Origin of the sequence: Actinoplanes sp. URMC 104 (assembly GCF_051386375.1) — a bacterium.
In the GTDB taxonomy this organism is placed as follows: domain Bacteria; phylum Actinomycetota; class Actinomycetes; order Mycobacteriales; family Micromonosporaceae; genus Actinoplanes.
This window is the reverse complement of record NZ_JBPQTO010000004.1, coordinates 795095-815319: the sequence shown is the minus strand read 5'-3', so window position 1 is coordinate 815319 and position 20225 is coordinate 795095. Positions and strand designations below refer to the sequence as shown.

The window sequence follows — 20225 nt, the reverse complement described above, 5'->3', positions numbered from 1 at the left end:
GTCAGACGCCCAGGAGGGTGGCCAAGTGGCGGGGTGGTGGGGAGCCGTGGGCGAGCATGGCGTCGTGCCAGGCCTTGGGGGTGGCGCCGAAAGGGCGGGCGGCGGCGATGGCGGAAACCTCCGTGTAGCCGACGAAGTAGGTGGACAGCTGGGTCGAAGTCAGCAGGGCGCGGCGCCACTTGCCGGCGGCCTCGCCGTCCTCCTGGAAGCCTGCGCCGGTCAGCAGGGCCATGGCGTCGGGCTCCTGGAGGTCCTCGCAGTGCACCAGCTGGTCGATGATGGCGTTGAGGCTCATGCGCAGCTGCATCTTGAGCTGCTGAAGGCGTACGGGAAGACCGCCGAACCCCAGGTCGGCCATCGCCTCCTCGGCGTAGACGGCCCAGCCCTCGACGAACGGGCCGGACCAGCCCAGCGCGCGCACGCGGGTGGCGGCGCGGAAGCGGCGGGAATGGGCGAGCTGCAGGAAGTGGCCGGGCATCGCCTCGTGGATCGTGAGGTTGCGCAGCATGAAGTTGTTGTATTCGCGGTAGAACGACGCAACGCGCTCGGGCGACCAGTCGGCCGGGGTGGGCGCGATGCAGTAGAACGTCGGCACGTCGGCCGTCTCGAGCGGGCCGGGCGGGTCGCAGTAGGCCACCGCGACGCCCCGGGCGAACTCGGGCATCTCCTCGATGACGCACGGGTCGTCGATCAGCGTGACCACGTCGTGCTTGCGGACGAACTCGGTGGCCTCCTGCATCGTGTCGCGGGCCAGGCCGACGATCGTGTCGTTCGCCGGGTGCTGCTCGCCGAGGGTGCCGAGCGCGCGGCGGACGGTCTCGTCGGTGGCGGGGCCGCCGACCAGCTCGGCGGCCGCCTCGCGCAGGCGCTCGCCGACGCGCTCGAGGTTGGCCCGGGCGCGCGAGAGCACCTCGCCGGCGGGCAGCTCGGTGTCGAGCGTGTGCCAGAGGCGGGCCTCCCACAGGCGGCGGCCGAGGCGCGGGTCACGGCCGGGCTCGCCGCTGTCGACCAGACCACGCAGCCAGCCGTCGAACTCGGCGAGGGCGCCCAGCGCCGCGGCCGAGGCGGGCTCGACGGTGGCGCGCATGCCGGGCTCCTGGTCGAGCAGGGCGGGAAGCTCGTCGCGGATGAGCGCGGCCGTGCCGGCGAACTGGCCGATCGCCGTCTCGGCGTGGATGCGCGGCACGTCGCCCAGCACGGACCGGGCGGTGGCCAGCGCGTCGGGGATCGCCGCGAGCCGGCCGGCGAGGCTGGTCAGGCGCTCCTCGGCGGGGGCGAACTGGCGGGAGATCAACGCGTGCACCAGGGGGCCGGGGTTGTGCTCCAACGGGTTCCACTCGTGTTCCCGTACGTCACCCAGCTCGAACAGGCCCCGCTCGGCGATCGCGCTGAGGATCGCGTGGTCGACCTGCTCCTCGGGGTCGAGCGCGTCGGCGTCGATGCCGGAGAGGGCGTCGGTGGCGTCACGCAGCATGGCCGCCCGGGCGTCGACCGCGCCGCGGGACAGGTCGGGCAGGCGGTCGTCGAAGCGGTGGTCACCGGTGTAGGACGCCACGTCGGGCTGGCTCTCGAGGATGGCGTCGACGATGCGCTCGGCTAGCGGTACGAACTCCGGCATGCCGTGAAAGCTACTCGGGTGCTACGACATTTTTGCGCTCCACAGCCCGTACGGCGTCCGCATATGCCAGGGCCGTACGGCGCAACGCCTGCTCCGCGTCCTCGCCGTCGGCCTGCGCCTGCGCCACGGCCCGCAGCAGCCGGGCGCCCAGATCCGGCCCGGCCGGCAGCGGCACGGCGACACCGGCTCGATCCGTACGCTGAAGGATCTTGGCGGCCAGGGCGAGCGCCGGCTGGCTCAGCGCTATGCCGTCGAGCGCGGAGTCGCGGGTCTTCTCGGCCTTCTTGATCGCGTCCCAGTTGCGGGTGATCTCCTCGATGTCGGCCACCTCGACCCCGCCGAAGACGTGCGGGTTGCGGCGGATCATCTTGTCGACCAGCCCGCCGGCCACGTCGTCGACCGTCCACGCCTCGCCTTCGGGCAGCTCCTCGGCGAGCCGGGCGTGCAGCACGATCTGGAGCAGCACGTCGCCCAGCTCCTCGCGCAGCGCGTCGGTGTCGTCGGACTCGATGGCGTCGTACGCCTCGTAGCTCTCCTCGAGCAGATAGGGCGCGAGGGTCCGGTGGGTCTGGCGGCGCTTCCACGGGTCGCCGCCCGGCGAGACCAGCCGATCCATCACCGAGACGGCGTCGAGCAGCCTCGCGCCCGGCGGGTCCCAGGAGCCGTACATCAGCTCGAGCTCGGCCAGGCCGGGTTCGCGCGCCAGCCGGAGGCCGAGGGTGCGGGCGAACGCCTCGTCGCCGCTCGGCCCGGCCAGCCAGACGACAGCCTGCTCGTCTTCCGGGTCGCCGTCCGTGGGGGCGGGGCGCAGCTCGGCCAGCAGCCGCTCGGGGTCGCTCTCGATCACGGTGACCGGCACGCCGCTGCTGCGCAGGGCCTCCGCCTGCTCGGACTCGGCCGGGGCGAAGACGGGGTACGCCCGCAGGACGTCCCAGGCGGCGGCGGTGAGCAGGCCCGCGGGCAGCCGCGGGGAGGTGACGAGCAAGTAGATCCGTGCGGTCATGCCCGCAACTGTGCCAGCCGGCGCGCCGGAGACGCGGGGCGGCCGGGTCTCGCCGGACGCGGCCGCTCGCGGAGTGCGCGTGCAAGATCACGGGGGCGCGGTCGAGATTGCGGCGGGCGCGAGTGCGGTGCGCGCGTTCAAGATCGCGGTGGCACGGTCAAGATCGCGGCGGGCGCGAGTGCGGTGCGCGCGTTCAAGATCGCGGTGGGCCACCGCCTCCCCCGCCCACCCAGGGACGTGGGGGAGATTAGCGGCTGTGGGGAGGGGCGAGCGGGTTGTCCACAGGGCGGATCAGGAGACGTCGGTCACCGGGTTGCTCGTCTCGTCCTCGCCGAGGGGCACGACGACCAGCGGCCGCAGTTCGCCCTGCTGGGTCTGGAACTCCAGCACCGGGATGCCGAGCGGCTGGTAGCGCGGGTTCACCGTGATGTCCATCTTGTCGGTCAGCTCGGCGACCTCCTGACGGACGGCGGCCGCGGTCTTCACCAGCTGGAGGTTCTCGGCCGGCAGCTGGGTCTTGAACTGCTCGAACGTGGTGTTGCCGGGCACCTCGCCCTGCTCGACGAGCACGTCGAACACCTGGCGCAGGTCGTCGTCGGTCGCGGCGGGGGCGTTGCTCTGCACCTTGCTGCGCAGGCCGCGGATCAGGCCGTCGAACTCGGCGTAGAGCCGCACGTATTCGGCGTTCTGCGGGAGGCGCAGCTGGGTCGCGTAGTCGCCGAGCGGGAGGTTCGACGGCAGGGTCACGCCCTCGCGCTGGGCCACGTCGGCCAGCACGTCGTGGCCGACGAGCGTGCGCACGATGTCGGTGCGGGTGATCGGCATGGTCACCGGCGCGTCGCTCGGCCCGGTGCCCGGCTCGGCCTGGCTGCCCTCGGGCTGCTGGGGCTGGGCGGGCTGCTCGGCGGCCGCAGCGGTGAGGGCCGAGTACGCGTTGTCCCAGACCTGCTGCACGCGGGCCTCGGTGATCCGGGCGCTGTCGCCGACGTACGCGGCCACGGACGGCTCGGACCGGCAGGCGGAGAGCCCGCCCACGGCCAGAGACCCAACGACGACGATGGATGCGAGTCGGCGAGCACGGTGCATGGCATGGACTCTCTCACGCCGGTTGAGACCCACGTCACGCGACCCCCGGAAACGGATCACGAGGCGGCCACCTTGGCAGGCGCCTCGCCCAGCACGTCTGTGAGCAGCTGCGCGCACCACTCGAGCAGCGCCTGGTCGCGCAGCGGCTCGCCGCCCACCCGGCGGGTGCTCGGGCGGGGCACGCTGACCTGGTCGTTCGCGTGCTTGTAGACGGCGTCGGGGTGGTAGCGCTTGAGCCGCAGCTGCTTGGAGTCGGGCAGCGGCAGCGGGGAGAAGCGGATGTGCTTGCCCTGCATCGACACGTCGGTCAGGCCGTACTGCCGGGCGCGCTGGCGGAAGCGGGCCACCGCGATCAGGTTGGCGACCTGGGCGGGCGGCTCGCCGTAGCGGTCGGTCATCTCGGCGACCACCTCGTCGAGGTTCGCGTCGTCGCGGGCCTCGGCCAGCTTGCGGTACATCTCGAGGCGCAGCCGCTCGACCGCGATGTAGTCGACCGGCAGGTGCGCGTCGACCGGCAGGTCGATCTTGACCTCGGGCTCCTCCTCGGGGCGCTCGCCCTTGAACGCCTGCACGGCCTCGCCGACCATGCGGACGTACAGGTCGAAGCCGACGCCCTCGATGTGGCCGGACTGCTCGCCGCCGAGCAGGTTGCCGGCGCCGCGGATCTCGAGGTCCTTCATCGCGACGTACATGCCGGCGCCGAGCTCGGTGTGCTGGGCGATGGTGGCGAGCCGCTCGTGCGCGGTCTCGGTGAGCGGCTTCTCGCGGGGATAGAGGAAGTACGCGTACGCCCGTTCGCGCCCGCGGCCCACCCGGCCGCGGATCTGGTGGAGCTGGGCGAGCCCGAGCAGGTCGGCCCGCTCGACGATCAGCGTGTTGGCGTTCGGGATGTCGATGCCGGACTCGACGATCGTGGTGCAGACCAGCACGTCGAACTCCTTCTCCCAGAAGCCGACCATCACCTTCTCGAGCTGCTCCTCGCTCATCTGGCCGTGCGCCACCGCGACCCGCGCCTCGGGCACCAGCTCGCGCAGCTTGCGGGCCGCCTTGTCGATCGACTCGACGCGGTTGTGCAGATAGAACACCTGGCCGTCGCGCAGCAGCTCGCGGTGGATGGACGCGGCCACCTGCTTGTCGTCCTGCGCGCCGACGAAGGTGAGCACCGGGTGGCGTTCCTCGGGCGGGGTGGCGATGGTCGACATCTCGCGGATGCCGGTGATCGCCATCTCGAGCGTGCGCGGGATCGGCGTGGCCGACATGGTGAGCACGTCGACCGAGGCGCGCAGGGCCTTGAGCTGCTCCTTGTGCTCGACGCCGAAGCGCTGCTCCTCGTCGACGATGATCAGGCCCAGGTTCTTGAAGCGCGTCGAGTTGGCCAGCAGGCGGTGGGTGCCGATCACGATGTCGGCCGTGCCGTCGGCCGCCTGCTCGAGCGTCTGCCGGGTCTCCGACGGGGTCTGGAAGCGCGACAGCTGCTTGATGGTCACCGGGAACTGGCTCATCCGCTCGGTGAACGTGTTGAAGTGCTGCTGGGCCAGCAGCGTCGTCGGCACGAGCACGGCGACCTGCTTGCCGTCCTGCACCGCCTTGAACGCCGCCCGTACGGCGATCTCGGTCTTGCCGTAGCCGACGTCGCCACAGATCAGCCTGTCCATCGGGACCTGCAGCTCCATGTCGTGCTTGACCTCGAGGATCGCGGCCATCTGGTCGGGGGTCTCGGTGTAGGGGAACGCGTCCTCGAGCTCGCGCTGCCAGGGCGTGTCGGGCCCGAACGAGTGGCCCTTGGAGGCCTGCCGGGCGGCGTACAGCTGGATCAGCTGGGCGGCGATCTCCCGGACCGCACGCTTGGCGCGGGCCTTGCTCTTCTGCCAGTCGGCGCCGCCCATCTTGTGCAGCGAGGGCGACTCGCCGCCGACGTAGCGGGAGAGCTGGTCGAGCTGGTCGGTGGGCACGTAGAGGCGGTCGCCGGGCTGGCCGCGCTTGGACGGCGCGTACTCGATCACGAGGTATTCGCGGTCGGCGCCGTTGACCGTGCGCTGCACCAGCTCGACGTAGCGGCCGATGCCGTGCTGCTCGTGCACCACGAAGTCGCCGGGCTTGAGCTCGAGCGGGTCGATCGTGTTGCGCCGCCGCGACGGCATCTTGCGCATGTCCTTGGTGGACGCGCCGCGGCCGCCGGTGATGTCGTTGCCGGTGATGATCGCGAGCTGCGAGGCGGCGTCGACGAACCCGTGGTTGAGCCCGCCGCAGGTGACCAGCAGCTGGCCCGGCTCGATCGGGGTCTCGATGCTGTCGGCCGGGGTGATGCCGATGCCGGCGTCGCGCAGCAGCTCGGTGGCGCGCTGGGCGGTGCCGTGGCCCTCGAAGACCAGCGCGATCGCCCACCCGGCCGCAGCCCAGTCGCGCAGGTCGGCGGCGAGCTTGGCGGTGTCGCCGTGATAGAGCGGCACCGGCTGGGCGGCCAGCGCCACCGCGTCGCCGAGGTCGGGTGACACCTCGACCTCGGGCTTGGCCAGCCAGGGCTGGTCGTCGGCCTCGGGCGCGGCGTCGGCCAGGCCGAACGGGGACACCGTCCACCACGGCTGCTTGAGGGTGGCGGCGTGCGCGCGGACGTCGGCGAGCGTGCGGAAGGCGACGGCGCCGACGTCGATCGGGGCCTGCCCGCCGACCGCGGCCGCCGCCCACGACGCCTCGAGGAACTCGTCGGAGGTACGGGTGAGGTCGTGCGCCCGGGTGCGGATGCGCTCGGGGTCGCAGAGCAGCACGTGGGTGCCGGCCGGCATGGTGTCGATCAGCAGCTCCATGCTGTCGGTGCCGTCGAGCAGCGCGGGCGCCAGCGACTCCATGCCCTCGACCGGGATGCCCTCGGCCAGCTTGTCGAGGATCTCGGCGAGCTCGGGGTGCTCCGCCGACAGCGATGCCGCCTTGGCGCGCACCTCGGGAGTCAGCAGCAGCTCCCGGCAGGGCGGCGCCCAGAGGCGCTCGACCGGGTCGATCGTCCGCTGGTCGGCGACCGCGAACGTGCGGATCTCCTCGACCTCGTCGCCCCAGAACTCCACGCGCGACGGGTGCTCGTCGGTGGGCGGGAAGACGTCGAGGATGCCGCCGCGCACGGCGAACTCGCCGCGCTTGGTGACCAGGTCGACCCGGGCGTACGCCATGTCGGTCAGGCGCCGCGCGACCTCCTCCAGCTCCGCCGAGCCACCGGTGGTCAGCTCGACCGGCTCGAGGTCGCCGAGGCCCTTGAGCTGCGGCTGCAGCACCGAGCGCACCGGCGCGACGACGACCTGCAGCTCCTCGCCCGGCGCGGGGTGGGCCAGCCGGCGCAGCACGGCGAGCCGCCGGCCGACCGTGTCGGAGCGGGGCGAGAGGCGCTCGTGGGGCAGCGTCTCCCACGACGGGAAGACGGCGACCCGCGCCGGGCTGATCAGGCAGCCGAGCGCGTCGGCGAGGTCGTCGGCCTCGCGGGTGGTGGCGGTGACCGCCAGCACGGGCCGGCCGGCGCCGCCGATCTCGGGCGGGCCCGCGACGGTGGCCACGACGAACGGCCGCAGCGAGGCGGGCGCGGTCAGGTCGAGCGCGTCGGACTCGACGAAACCCTGACGCGCCAGATCGCGGGCGCGCGCGAGGGCACGGTCGCGGAGCGCGGCGGGGATCAGACCGGAGAGCTGCATGTTCGGCACCTCGAAGCACGTCGAAAAACCCCAGCGCCGAAAGGGGCGGGGGTACGGCGACAAGCTTAGTCCGGGCCTCCGACATTCTCGGACGGCCGGCGAACAACGCACAAAACGTCCGACATAACCGTCGATACCGGGTCAAAAATGCACATCGTTCTCTGTGCACATCCCCCGGGGAGGCAACGTGCGAATCCTGCTGCTCGTTACGGCGTTCAACGGGCTGAGTCAGCGCGTGTGGTGCGCGCTGCGCGAGGCCGGCCACGACGTGGGAGTGCAGCTCGCAACCGGCGCCCCGGCCATCGTCGACGGGGTGCGGTCGGCCGACCCCGACCTGATCCTGTGCCCGTTCCTCAAGCAGCGGGTGCCCGCCGAGGTCTGGCAGCACTGGCGCACGGTGATCATCCACCCGGGCCCGGTGGGCGACCGCGGGCCGTCCTCGCTGGACTGGGCGATCACCGAGGGCGCGCGCGCCTGGGGCGTCACGGCACTGCAGGCGGTCGAGGAGATGGACGCCGGGCCGATCTGGGCGACGCGCACGTTCTCCCTGCCCGCCGCCGCGCCGCGCAAGTCCTCGGTCTACAACGGGCCGGTCGCGGACGCCGCCCTGGAGTGCGTCTTCGAGGTCGTCGCCAAGGCCGCCGACCCGGACTTCCGGCCGGTGCCGACCGACCAGGCGCCCACCGAGCTGCCGGGCGCCCGCCCGCGGCCCGCGATGAAGCAGGCCGACCGCGCGTTCGACTGGTCCGAGCCGACCGAGCACATCCTGCGCAGGATCCGCGCCGCGGACGGCTCGCCCGGGGTGCGCACCGAGATCGCCGGGCTGCCGGTCTTCGCGTACGACGCCACGCCCGGCCTCGTCCGGCCGGGCGAGCCCGGGACGCTCGCGGGCCGGCGGCAGGGCGCGGTGCTGGTCCGCACCGGCGACGGCGGGCTCTGGCTGGGCCACCTGCGGGCGGCCGAGGCGGGCCTCAAGCTGCCCGCGACGACGCTGCTCGGCGCGCGGCTGCGCGACGTGCCGCACTCGCCGCTGCCGGTCGGCGTCGAGCCCGAGGCGCCGGCCGCCTACCGCCAGGTGCGCTACCGCCGTACGGGACGCATCGGCTGGCTGGCGTTCGACTTCTACAACGGCGCGATGGCCCCGGGCCACTGCCGCCGCCTGCTCGCCGCCCTGCGCCACGCCGCCGCCCAGGACACCGACGTGCTGGTGCTGCGCGGCGGCACCGACGCGTTCAGCAACGGCATCCACCTCACCGTGATCGAGGCCGCGGCCGACCCCGCGCTGACCGCCTGGGTGAACATCCGGGCGATCAACGACGTGTGCCGCGAGATCATCACGTGCACCCGGCAGGTCGTCGTGGCGGCGTACGCGGGCAGCGCCGGCGCGGGCGGCGTGATGCTCGGCCTGGGCGCCGACGTCGTGGCCGCGCGCGCGGGCATCGTGCTCAACCCCTACTACGACATGGGCCTGTACGGCTCGGAGTTGCACACGTTCACGCTGCCCCGGCGGGTCGGCGCCGAGCGGGCGGAGCAGCTGGTCGAGGACAAGCTGCCGGTGAGCGCCGAGCAGGCCGCCGCGATCGGGCTGGTCGACGAGGTGGGGCCGCGCCACCCCGGCGCGTACACCGAATGGCTCACCGAGCTCGCCGAGCGCGTGGCCGACCCGCGGACGGCCCGCCGCCGCCGGCAGGACAAGGCCCGCCGCCTGGCCGCCGAGCGCGTGCCGCTCGAGGTGTACGAAGCCCGCGAGCTGGCCGAGATGAGCCGCGACATGTTCGGCGACCGGTCCGGTTTCGCCGCCGCGCGGCACGCCTTCGTCAGCAAGGCCCAGCCTGCCGCCACGCCCGAGCGGCTGCGGCTGACCACCGGCGCGACGGTGAGCCGGATCGTGCCCGAGCGGCGACCGGTGGTGCGTCCCGCCGTGCCCCTGTCCGCGTGATGCGCCGGCTTCAGGAGAAGGTCCCCGCGCCGCGGCGGCCGATGGGACGGGTGCAGGTCAGCCCGGCGCTGCAGGCGGCCACGATGCTGCTGCCCGCGCGCTACAACTACAGCGCCTACAGCGTGCTGGCCGGTCCGGCCGAGCCCGCGCCGGCCCGTGGCGAGCCCTATCGCGTGCGCATGCGGCGCCTGGCCCGCCGCCGGCCGATCAGCACGCTGCTGATCACGCTGTTCGCGTTCGCCTTCGAGAGCACGTTCTTCGGCTGGCTGATCGCGTCGATCGAGCTGCCCGACCGCGCGCTGAACCCGGCGCTGTACGCGAGCGCGCTCGTGATGATCGGCGCGACCGCGGCCATCGAGCTGTTCCGGCTCGTCAACGTCGTGACGCTGTGCCTCGCGACGATGTGGGCGCGCGACCCGGTGCCGGTGGTGCCGGACACGACGCTGCGGGTGGCCTTCCTGACCACGATCGTGCCGGGCAAGGAGCCGCTGTCCATGGTGGAGCGCACGCTGCGGGCCGCCCGCAACGTGCGCTACGGCGGCACGTACGACGTCTGGCTGCTCGACGAGGGCGACGACCCGGGCGTCCGGGCGATGTGCGAGCGGCTGGGCGTACGCCACTTCAGCCGCCGCGGGATCGCGGAGTACAACACGCCGGCGGGCGCGTTCAAGGCGAAGACCAAGCACGGCAACTACAACTCGTGGGTCGACGCGCACGGCGACGACTACGACGTGTTCGTGTCGGTCGACCCCGACCACGTGCCGCTGCCGAACTTCTGCGAGCGGCTGCTGGGCTACTTCCGCGACCCCGGCGTCGGGTTCGTGGTGGGGCCGCAGATCTACGGCAACTACGACAACCTCGTCACGCGCTGGGCGGAGTCGCAGCAGTACCTGTTCCACTCGCTGCTGCAGCGGGCGGGCAACCGGCGCGGGATCGCCATGCTGGTGGGCACCAACAACGCCGTACGCATCGACGCGCTCAAGTCGATCGGCGGGCTGCAGGACTCGATCACCGAGGACATGGCGACCAGCCTGGCGCTGCACGCGGCGAAGTGGCGCTCGGTCTACACGCCCGACGTGCTGGCGGTCGGCGAGGGCCCGTCGTCGTGGACGGACTACTTCACCCAGCAGCACCGGTGGTCGCGCGGCACCGACGAGGTGATGCTGCGCTCGTTCGCCCGGCACGCGTTCAAGCTCGGCCCGGGGCGGGCGCTGCACTACGGGCTGCTGATGTCGTACTACCCGCTCACCGCGCTGGCCTGGCTGCTCGGCGCCGTCAACGCGTTCTGCTACCTGGCGCTCGGCGCGCAGGGCGTGCACGTGCCGCAGGAGGTGTGGCTGATGCTCTACGTCGACGCCGCGCTGTTCCAGGTGGGGCTCTACCTGTTCAACCGGCGGCACAACACGAGCCCGCACGAGGAGGCCGGCTCGTCCGGGCTGAGCGGCATGATCGCGTCGACGCTGTCCACGCCGATCTACGTGTCGTCGTTCGTCGGCGCGCTGCTGCGCCGCAAGGCCGGCTTCGTGGTCACGCCCAAGGGCGACTCGACCAGCCCCGACCGGCTCGCCACGTTCGCGCCCGGGCTGCGCTGGGCGGCGTTCTACCTCGTGCTGCTCGTGGTCGCCGAGGTCACCGGCCACGTCGACGACGCGATGTCCGTCTGGCCCGCGGTCAACCTGTTCATCTGCCTGATGCCGCCGGTGCTGTGGTTCTGCCTGCGCCGGCGCAGAACCGAGGAGTCCCAGCCATGAAGCCCCGTCCCCGACCCAGTCTCGCGCGCCGGGCGGCCAGCGGAACCGTCGCGGTGGTGGTGGTCGCCGGAGTGGCGTTCGCGAACCGTCCGGTGCTCGCGGCCGGCACCGAGGCGCTGCACAACTACTCGATCAACCGGCAGTCGTACAAGGAGAAGTACGGGCACTGGGCCGATCTGCCGGTGCCGGCGGACTTCCGGGTCAACGCCATCCACGCGGCGCTGCTCAACACCGGCAAGGTGCTGATTGTGGCGGGCAGCGGCAACAACCGCGAGCGCTTCGAGGCGGGCACGTTCCGCACCGTGCTCTACGACCCGCACGCCGAGAAGTTCACCGAGGTGCCCACCCCCACCGACGTCTTCTGCGCGGGGCACAGCTTCCTGCCCAACGGCAACCTGCTCGTCGCGGGCGGCACCAAGTCGTACGAGGTGCTGGCGTCCGAGGTGAAGCGGGCGGGCGGCGTCATGAAGGTCAAGAACGAGTCGCCCGACCACGGCCCGCGCGCGTTCCCCAAGGGCACCAGGTTCCGCTCCGCCGCCGGGCACGAGTACGTCAGCCGCACCGCGTTCACCGTGCCGGCCGCCCGCAAGATGACCCACGGACAGCACGTCGCGGTGCACGCCGGCGAGACGGAGGTGTGGGTCGACGCCGTGCGGGCCGGCGACGCCCCGGTCGTTCTCGAGGGCGCGCAGTACCGGATGAGCGGGCTGACCGGCAGCGACGCCGCCAACCTGTACGGCGTGGCCGACAAGATCACCAGGGAGAAGCAGGAGTACGGCGGGGACAAGACGTCGTACGAGTTCGACCCGCGCACCGAGCGCTACGTGCGGACCGGCGACCTCACCGAGCACCGCTGGTATCCGACGCTGGTCACGATGACCGACGGCGACGTGCTCGCGGTGTCCGGGCTCGACGAGTTCGGCCGGATCATCCCGGGCCGCAACGAGGTGTACGACTCCCGGCGGCGCACCTGGGCCGCCGCGCCCCGGCTGCAGCGCTACTTCCCCACCTATCCGAGCCTGCACCTGCTGGCCGACGGCCGGGTGTTCTACTCGGGCGCGAACAGCGGCTACGGCTCGGACCGGGAGGGCCGTACGCCCGGGGTCTGGGACCTGCGCACCAACCGTTTCCAGCCGGTGCCCGGCCTGCGGCAGCCCGAGCTCAACGAGACCGCCACCTCGGTGCTGCTGCCGCCGGCGCAGAAGCAGCAGGTGATGTTCCTGGGCGGCGGCGGTGTCGGCGACTCGCCGGTCTCCACGGCGCGTACGGGCATCGTCGACCTGCGGCAGAAGCGGCCCGCCTATCGGCCCGGCCCGGACCTGCCCAGGCCGGCGCGCTACCTGTCGACGGTCGTGCTGCCCGACGACACCGTCTTCACCAGCGGCGGCTCGTCCGGCTACCGCGGCGGCCCGTACCGCGGCAAGAAGCGCAGCGACCTGTTCAACGCGCAGTTCTACGTGCCCGCCACCGGCTCGTTCCGCACCGCGGCGGAGTCGACGGTCGGCCGCAACTACCACTCCGAGGCGATCCTGCTGCCCGACGGCCGGGTCGTCACGATGGGCAGCGACCCGCTCTACGACAGTTCGGGCAAGGCGCCGGGCACGTTCGAGCAGAGAATCGAGGTCTACAGCCCGCCGTACCTGTTCCGCGGCGAGCGGCCGGCGATCGGGCACGCGCCCGGCGAGGTCGTGCGGGGTGGCACGTTCGCGGTGAGTACCTCGGACGCCGCGCGGATCGCCTCGGCCCGGCTGGTGCGGCCCAGCTCGGTCACCCACGGCACCGACACCGACCAGCGCTCGGTCGCGCTGGCGCTGACCCACTCGGCCGGCCGCCTCGAGCTGCGCGTGCCCCGCGAGGCCGGGGTGGCGCCCTCGGGGTGGTACATGCTGTTCCTCGTCGACGACCGCGGACGGCCGTCGGTCGCCCGCTGGGTGAGGGTGCGCTGATGGCCCGGCGTGCCCGCAGGTCGCTGGTCGCCGCGCTCGCGCTGATCGGCTTCGGCACGGTGGCGGTCGCCGCCGGGGCCCGCGAGCGCGATCCGGAGGTCCGCACCCCGGCGCCGCCGCGCCTGGCGAGCCCCCAGCTCTACGTCGACCCGTCGGGCGCGGCGGTGGCCGCCGTCCGCGCGCTCGACCAGGCCGGGAGCACCGCCGAGGCGGCGATCCTGCGCCGCATCGCCGACCAGCCCGCGGCGGTCTGGTTCACCGACGACGCGCCCGGATACGCCGAGCGGGCACGCCGGCTGGCCGGGGCGGCGACCGCGGCTCAGCGCACGGCGGTGCTGACGCTCTATTTCATCCCGCACCGCGACTGTGCGGGGCACTCCGCCGGCGGGGCGCCGGACGCGGCCGCCTACCGGAGGTGGGTGAACGCCCTGGCCGGGGCCCTGCGCGGTCACCGCGCCATCGTGGTGCTCGAACCGGACGCGGTGGCGCAGACCGTACAGGGGTGCCTCTCGCCGGAGCAGGCGGACGAGCGGTACGGGCTGCTGCGGCACGCCGTCGCCGCGCTGCGCAAGGCCCCGGGCGTCCGGGTCTACCTCGACGCGGGCAACCCGAGCTGGATCCCGGCGCGCGAGCTGGGGCCGGCGCTGCGCTCGGCGGGGGTGGCGGCGGCGAGCGGGTTCGCGCTCAACGTGGCCAACTTCGAGACGACCGCGGACAACGTCGCGTACGGGAACGCCGTCTCGCGGACCGTGGGCGGCAAGCACTTCGTCGTCGACACCAGCCGCAACGGCAACGGACCGGCGCAGCGCGGCGCCGGGGACCGGCACTGGTGCAACCCGCCCGGACGCCGCCTCGGGGCGGCGCCCACCCTGCGGACGGGGCACGCGCTCGTCGACGCGTACCTGTGGGTGAAACGTCCCGGCGAGTCCGACGGGGCGTGCGGGCCGGGCCATCCCCCGGCCGGGCACTGGTACCCCGCGTACGCCCTGGCGTTGGCCGGATGACGAGAGGCGCAGCCTCCTCCGGTCAGGGGCGGCGGGCGGGGCGGTGGGATGGGGGGTGAGACTTACCTCATTACTCCCCCACGGAGGATCACGCCGATACGATCGGCGAAGTCGGGACAGCGCTGTCCTGGAGCACCTTTGAGGCGAAGGAGCGCCCCCGATGACCGACCAGAACGGCCACCTCGACCCCGACGGCCCCGACGCAGCCCTGCGCGCGGACATCCGCCGGATCGGCACGCTGCTCGGCCAGACCCTGGCCCGCCAGGAGGGCCGTCCGCTGCTCGACCTGGTCGAGGAGATCCGCGCGCTGGTCCGTCAGGACGCGGCGGCCGCGGCCGACCGGCTCGCCGCCATGGACGTCACCACCGGCACCAAGCTGGCCCGCGCGTTCTCCACGTACTTCCACCTGGCGAACATCACCGAGCAGGTGCACCGCGCCCGGGACCTGCGCCGGCGGCGCGCCCGTGACGGCGGCTGGCTCGACCAGGCGGCCAAGCTCATCGCCGAGCGGGGCGTGCCGGCCGACGAGATCGCCGCCGCCGCGCGCCGGCTCGCCGTACGCCCGGTGTTCACCGCGCACCCCACCGAGGCCGCCCGCCGCTCGATCCTGTCGAAGCTGCGCCAGCTCGCCGACGCGCTCGACAACGAGGCCGCCGCCGCGGTGCTCTACGGCCAGACCGACACCACCGCCTCGACGCGCCGCTTCGCCGAGCTCATCGACCTGCTGTGGCAGACCGACGAGCTGCGGCTCGACCGGCCCGACCCGACCGACGAGGCGCGCAACGCCGTCTACTATCTCAAGGACCTGCACGCCGAGGCCGCGCCGCAGGTGCTCGCCGACCTGGCCGACACCCTGCGCCAGCTCGGCGTCGAGACCGCCCCGACGGCCCGCCCGCTGACCTTCGGCTCGTGGATCGGCGGCGACCGCGACGGCAACCCGTTCGTCACCCCGGCCGTGACCCGCGACGTGCTGCTCATCCAGCACGAGCACGGCATCCAGGCCACCGAGGCCACGATGGACCAGCTCATCGACGTGCTGTCGGTGTCGCGGCGGCTGCGCGGGGTCTCGCTCGACCTGTCCGCCTCGCTCGCCAAGGACCTGGACAACCTGCCCGAGGTCGCGCCGCGGTTCCGCCGCACGAACGCCGAGGAGCCGTACCGCCTCAAGGTCCGCGCGATCAAGGCGAAGCTGGCGAACACGCGGGAGCGGCTGCGCAACGGCACCGCGCACGTGCCGGGCCGCGACTACCTGGGCAGCGACGAGCTGATCAGCGACCTGGAGCTGATGCGCGCCTCACTGGCGCGCAACTCCGGCCAGCTCACCGCGGTCGGCGTGGTGGCTTCCGCGATCCGTACGGTCTCCGCGTTCGGCCTGCAGCTGGCCACGCTCGACGTGCGCGAGCACGCCGAGAAGCACCACGAGGTGCTGCAGCAGATGTACACGCAGGTCGGCGAGGTGGACGACTACGCCGCGCTGGACCGGGCCGAGCGCACCAAGCTGCTCGCCGCCGAGCTGACCGGGCGGCGGCCGCTGAGCAGCGCGGACACCCCGCTCACCGACTCGGCGCGCAAGACGTTCGACGTGTTCAACACGATCCGCGACGTGCAGGACCGCTTCGGCGCGGACGTCATCGAGACGTACATCATCTCGATGACCCTCGGCGTGGACGACGTGCTGGCGGCGGCCGTGCTGGCCCGCGAGGCCGGCCTGGTCGACATCCACACCGGCCGCGCGCGGGTCAACATCGTGCCGCTGCTCGAGACCCCCGCCGAGCTGGCCGCGGGCGGCGACCTGCTCGACGAGATGCTGTCGCTGCCGGCGTACCGCGAGATCGTGCGGGCGCGCGGCGACGTGCAGGAGGTCATGCTCGGCTACTCCGACTCGAACAAGGAAGGCGGCATCACCACCAGCCAGTGGGGCATCCACAAGGCGCAGCGCTCGCTGCGTGACGTGGCCGCGCGGCACGGCGTGCGGCTGCGGCTCTTCCACGGCCGAGGCGGCACCGTCGGCCGGGGCGGCGGGCCCACGCACGAGGCGATCCTGGCGCAGCCGTACGGCACCCTGGACGGCGCCATCAAGGTGACCGAGCAGGGCGAGGTCATCTCCGACAAGTACACGCTGCCCGCGCTGGCCCGGGAGAACCTCGAGCTGACCGTGGCCGCGGTGCTGCAGGCGACGCTGCTGCACACCAGCCCGTCGGTCGACCCGGACAGGCTGACCCGCTGGGACGCCACGATGGACACCGCCTCCGACGCGGCGTTCAAGCAGTACCGCGCGCTGGTCGAGGACCCGGACCTGGCGGCGTACTTCTGGGCGGCCACCCCGACCGAGCTGCTCGGCGCGCTGAACATCGGCTCGCGCCCGGCGAAGCGGCCCAACGCGGACGCGGGCCTGGGCGGCCTGCGCGCGATCCCGTGGGTGTTCGGCTGGACGCAGACGCGGCAGATCGTGCCCGGCTGGTTCGGCGTCGGCACCGGCCTCAAGGCGGCCCGCGAGGCCGGCCACACCGAGGTGCTGCGGGAGATGTACGCCGACTGGCAGTTCTTCAAGACGTTCCTGTCCAACGTCGAGATGATGCTGACCAAGACGGACCTGACGATCGCCCGCCGCTACGTCGAGACGCTGGTGCCCGAGCACCTCCGGCCGATCTTCGGCAAGATCCAGGAGGAGTACGACCTGACCGTGCGCGAGGTGCTGGCGATCACCGGCACGTCGGCGCTGCTGGAGAACCAGCCCGAGCTCAAGCGCACGCTGGACGTCCGGGACACGTACCTCGAGCCGCTGCACCACCTCCAGGTGGCGTTGCTGCGGCAGTACCGCGAGGCCGGCGAGGCCGACCGGCAGACCGTGGTGGCGCCCGGGGCGCGGCGGGTGCCGTCCGACTCGACGGCTCTCGAGCGGGCGCTGCTGACCTCGGTCAACGGCATCGCGGCCGGTATGCGCAACACGGGCTGATTCCGTCGCTTTTGCGGGGCCGGGGCGTTCATCGCCCCGGCCCCCTTGCGTTGCGGCCATCGACGGATACGGCTATGGTCCGTGGGAGCGCTCCCACACCCCCCGTTCCCACTCCCCCGATGGAGCCCCGCCCCATGCGCAGATGGAGACTGATCGCCGGCATCGCCGTCGCCGTCACCGCCGCCTCGGTAGCCACGGTCATCGCCCTGCCCGCCAGTGCCGAGACGGCCGCCTTCACGGTGACCAACTCGTGGAGCACCGGTTACCAGGGCCAGGTCGAGGTCAAGAACACCACCTCGTCCACGATCAACACCTGGCGGGTGCAGCTCACCCTGCCCGCCGGCACGACGATCGTCAACTCCTGGAACGCGACGCAGTCCGCCTCCGGCTCGACCTACACGTTCACGCCCGCGGGCTGGAACGGCACCCTCGCCGCCGGCGCCTCGACCTCGTTCGGCTTCGTCGCGAACGGCACCGGCCGCCCCACGTCCTGCCAGGTCAACGGCGTGTCCTGTGACGGATCCTCGACGCCTTCGCCCACGGCGACCACTACTTCGCCGACGCCGACCCCCACGGCCACCACCACTCCCCCGCCCACGGGCTCGACCCCCCTCGCCGCCAACGGGCAGCTGCGGGTGTGCGGCGTGAAGCTGTGCAACCAGAACGGCAAGGCCATCCAGCTGCGCGGCATGAGCACGCACGGCCTGCAGTGGTTCGCCAAGTGCTACAACACGGCGTCGCTGAACGCGCTCGCCCAGGACTGGCAGGCCGACCTGCTGCGCATCGCCATGTACGTGCAGGAGGGCGGCTACGAGACCAACCCGGCCGGCTTCACCTCGCAGGTCAACAACCTGGTCGACCAGGCCGAGCAGCGCGGGCTCTACGCCATCGTGGACTTCCACACGCTGACCCCCGGCGACCCGAACTACAACCTGGCGCGCGCCAAGACGTTCTTCGCCGAGGTGTCGGCCCGCAACGCGGCCAAGAAGAACGTCATCTACGAGATCGCCAACGAGCCCAACGGCGTCAGCTGGGCGTCCATCAAGAGCTACGCCGAGCAGGTCATCCCGGTGATCCGCGCCAACGACCCCGACGCCGTGATCATCGTCGGCACCCGCGGCTGGTCGTCGCTCGGCGTCTCGGACGGCTCCTCGTCGAGCGAGATCACCGCGAACCCGGTCAACGCCTCCAACATCATGTACGCCTTCCACTTCTACGCGGCGTCCCACAAGGACAACTACCGCGCCGAGGTGCAGCGTGCGGCCGCCTCGCTGCCGCTGTTCGTCACCGAGTTCGGCACCGTGACCGCGACCGGCGGCGGCCAGGTCGACCTGGCGAGCACCGGCACGTGGCTCGACCTGCTCGACCGCCTGCAGATCAGCTACGCCAACTGGACGTACTCCGACGCCGGCGAGAGCAGCGCCGCCTTCAAGGCCGGCACCTGCAACGGCACGACGTACGCCGGAACGGGCGTCCTGACCGAGTCGGGCACCTACCTGCGGAGCCGCATCCGCACGCCGGACAACTTCTGACCGGCCCGTAGATCCGCGTGTGCCCCGGGCATCCCACCTGCCCCGGGCAAAGGCGGCCCGTAGATCCGCGTGTGCCCCGGGCATCCCACCTGCCCGGGGCACACGTGTGTCAACGCGCGGCGCGGGCCGCCAGTTGCTCCCCGATGATGAGCGACGGCCGGGTCCACGCCGCGAGCAGCGCGTCCCGGTCGGGCGTCTCCGCCAGGAAGCCGCCGGAGTAGAACACGCCGGTCCCCCAGTCGAACGTCTCGGACAGCCGGGCCGCCTGCGACAGATGCGCGCCGAGCCCCAGCCGCCGCGACACGTACACGTCGACGCCGATCTGCCGTCCCACGTGGAGTGCCGCCGGGGTCGGGGTCGAGCCCTCCGAGTGCAGCACCGCATAGGCCGGGTCGAGCGCCGTGCAGCACGCCCGCAGGTAATCCAGGACCACGGCCTGCTGCTTCTCCGCGGCCGCCTGCTCGTCGGCGTTCCACAACTCGCGGGGGATGCTCAGTGGGCCCGCCTGCACCGTCACGTCCACCGGATGCCGCGCGGCCGGCGCACTCTCCCCCGGCGTCGCCTCGTACGACAGGGCCGCGGGCCCGGCGCCCGGCAGCTGCATCGCCACCCGGTACGCGATGCCGTCCCGCAGCCCGCGCCGCACCGACCGCGCCGACCCCGCGCCGGAATAGCCGATGCCCGCGATGTCGAGCACCCGGACGAACGCCGCATCCGCCGGCCCGAAGAACATCGCGCCGCTGTACGTGCCGCCCCGCTCCTCGAGAACATCACCGACCGCGGCGAGCGCGCCACCTTCCGGAACCTGGTCGAACCAGAGCCCGAACGACAGAAACACCCCACCCGGCCATCGCGACGTGCTGCTCATACATAGACAAACGCTTCGCCCCCCATCGAAGGTGCGGCCCTGACCCCTTCGGGGTGCCGTTCCCCTCCCACCCCACCGCCGTTCCCTAGATCGACAGCGCTCTCCTTCCTACCCGCCCGCAGTCCACACCCTTTCGACTCGCCCCATCCCGGCCCTCGGCCCGCACCCCTCGGCCGCGGCAGCCCACACCCTTCGACCCGACCGCGGCCCAGCTCTTCAGCCCGCCCGCTCGCCCCGCCTCCTCGACCGGCCTCGGCCCGCTCAAAGCCCGCACTCTCGGGCGTCCGCAGGCCGCGCCTTCAGCTCACCGCAGTCCGCAAGTCCTGGCCCCACGCCGACCCCTGATCGGCGCTGCATCATGCATCGACAGCCAGATCGGTTGCGGTTGCCACGACGGGCTGGCGATGACGGCCGGCGCGCGAGGGTCAGGGATGGGCTGAGGATGATGCGCCGCGCGCGGCCGGTCAGGGGATGGGCCGAGGAGCGCGCGGCGCGGCCGGTCACGGGACGGGCCAAGCGCGGCACGGCGCGCGGTCGGTCACGGGATGGGCCGAGGGCGACGCGCGGCGCGCGACCGGTCACGGGACGGGCCAAGGCTGATGCGCGGCGCGCGGTCGGTCACGGGACGGGCCGAGGGCGACGCGCGGCGCCCGGCAGGTCACGGGATGAGCCAAGGCTGATGCGCGGCGCCCGGCCGGTCACGGGATGGGGCTGAGAATGGCGCTTCGCACCCGGGCCACGGGCATGAGCGGAGGGGCGCGCGGCGGGGCGGCGCGCTGACTCCCGATGCGGGCGGGCGACGAGGTAACGCGCGGAGAGCGGACCGGGCGCAGGTCAACCGGGCTCTT

At 72.9% G+C, this 20225-nt stretch carries 11 protein-coding genes; 6 read left to right on the top strand and 5 right to left on the bottom strand.

What is annotated here, in order from left to right; all coding sequences use genetic code 11:
* Position 1 precedes the first annotated feature (1 nt).
* The 4 genes from ACSNN8_RS17630 to mfd all read right to left on the bottom strand — a co-directional run bounded on the left by ACSNN8_RS17630 (position 2) and on the right by mfd (position 7381).
* Positions 2–1618: a DUF885 domain-containing protein gene (locus tag ACSNN8_RS17630; protein WP_436650287.1), complete on the bottom strand. Its 1617-nt coding sequence runs from the start codon at positions 1616–1618 to the stop codon at positions 2–4.
* Positions 1619–1628: 10 nt separating this feature from the next.
* Positions 1629–2621 carry a MazG family protein gene (locus ACSNN8_RS17625; protein ID WP_436650286.1) on the bottom strand — a complete coding sequence of 331 codons (993 nt, stop codon included), beginning with the start codon at positions 2619–2621 and terminating at the stop codon, positions 1629–1631.
* A 291-nt stretch (positions 2622–2912) separates the two neighbouring features.
* Positions 2913–3656 carry a hypothetical protein gene (locus tag ACSNN8_RS17620; protein WP_436650285.1) on the bottom strand — a complete coding sequence of 248 codons (744 nt, stop codon included), beginning with the start codon at positions 3654–3656 and terminating at the stop codon, positions 2913–2915.
* Between the two features lie 107 nt (positions 3657–3763).
* Positions 3764–7381: a transcription-repair coupling factor gene (gene mfd, locus ACSNN8_RS17615; RefSeq protein ID WP_436650284.1), complete on the bottom strand. Its 3618-nt coding sequence runs from the start codon at positions 7379–7381 to the stop codon at positions 3764–3766.
* A gap of 187 nt (positions 7382–7568) precedes the next feature.
* Here mfd and ACSNN8_RS17610 point away from each other — a divergent pair, with 187 nt between their 5' ends.
* The 6 genes from ACSNN8_RS17610 to ACSNN8_RS17585 all read left to right on the top strand — a co-directional run bounded on the left by ACSNN8_RS17610 (position 7569) and on the right by ACSNN8_RS17585 (position 18509).
* Positions 7569–9320: a hydrogenase maturation protein gene (locus ACSNN8_RS17610; RefSeq protein WP_436650283.1), complete on the top strand. Its 1752-nt coding sequence runs from the start codon at positions 7569–7571 to the stop codon at positions 9318–9320.
* The gene (locus ACSNN8_RS17605; RefSeq protein ID WP_436650282.1) at positions 9320–11071 is read left to right on the top strand and encodes a glycosyltransferase family 2 protein; all 1752 of its coding nucleotides are present in this window, start codon (positions 9320–9322) and stop codon (positions 11069–11071) included. Before ACSNN8_RS17610 ends, ACSNN8_RS17605 begins: the two co-directional genes overlap by 1 nt.
* Positions 11068–13017 (top strand): galactose oxidase-like domain-containing protein, encoded by a 1950-nt coding sequence (locus ACSNN8_RS17600; RefSeq protein ID WP_436650281.1) that lies wholly within the window; start codon positions 11068–11070, stop codon positions 13015–13017. Before ACSNN8_RS17605 ends, ACSNN8_RS17600 begins: the two co-directional genes overlap by 4 nt.
* Positions 13017–14021, top strand: a complete 1005-nt coding sequence (locus ACSNN8_RS17595) for a glycoside hydrolase family 6 protein (RefSeq protein WP_436650280.1) — start codon at positions 13017–13019, stop codon at positions 14019–14021. The genes ACSNN8_RS17600 and ACSNN8_RS17595 overlap by 1 nt, the downstream gene beginning before the upstream one ends.
* Positions 14022–14181: 160 nt before the next feature.
* Positions 14182–16977 carry a phosphoenolpyruvate carboxylase gene (ppc, locus tag ACSNN8_RS17590; RefSeq protein ID WP_436650279.1) on the top strand — a complete coding sequence of 932 codons (2796 nt, stop codon included), beginning with the start codon at positions 14182–14184 and terminating at the stop codon, positions 16975–16977.
* 134 nt (positions 16978–17111) lie between these two features.
* The gene (locus tag ACSNN8_RS17585) at positions 17112–18509 is read left to right on the top strand and encodes a cellulase family glycosylhydrolase (RefSeq protein WP_436650278.1); all 1398 of its coding nucleotides are present in this window, start codon (positions 17112–17114) and stop codon (positions 18507–18509) included.
* 109 nt (positions 18510–18618) lie between these two features.
* On the opposite strand, the gene ACSNN8_RS17580 is transcribed toward ACSNN8_RS17585, so the two are convergent.
* Entirely contained in the window at positions 18619–19377 is a 759-nt protein-coding gene (locus tag ACSNN8_RS17580) for a hypothetical protein (protein ID WP_436650277.1), read from the bottom strand.
* Positions 19378–20225: the final 848 nt, after the last annotated feature.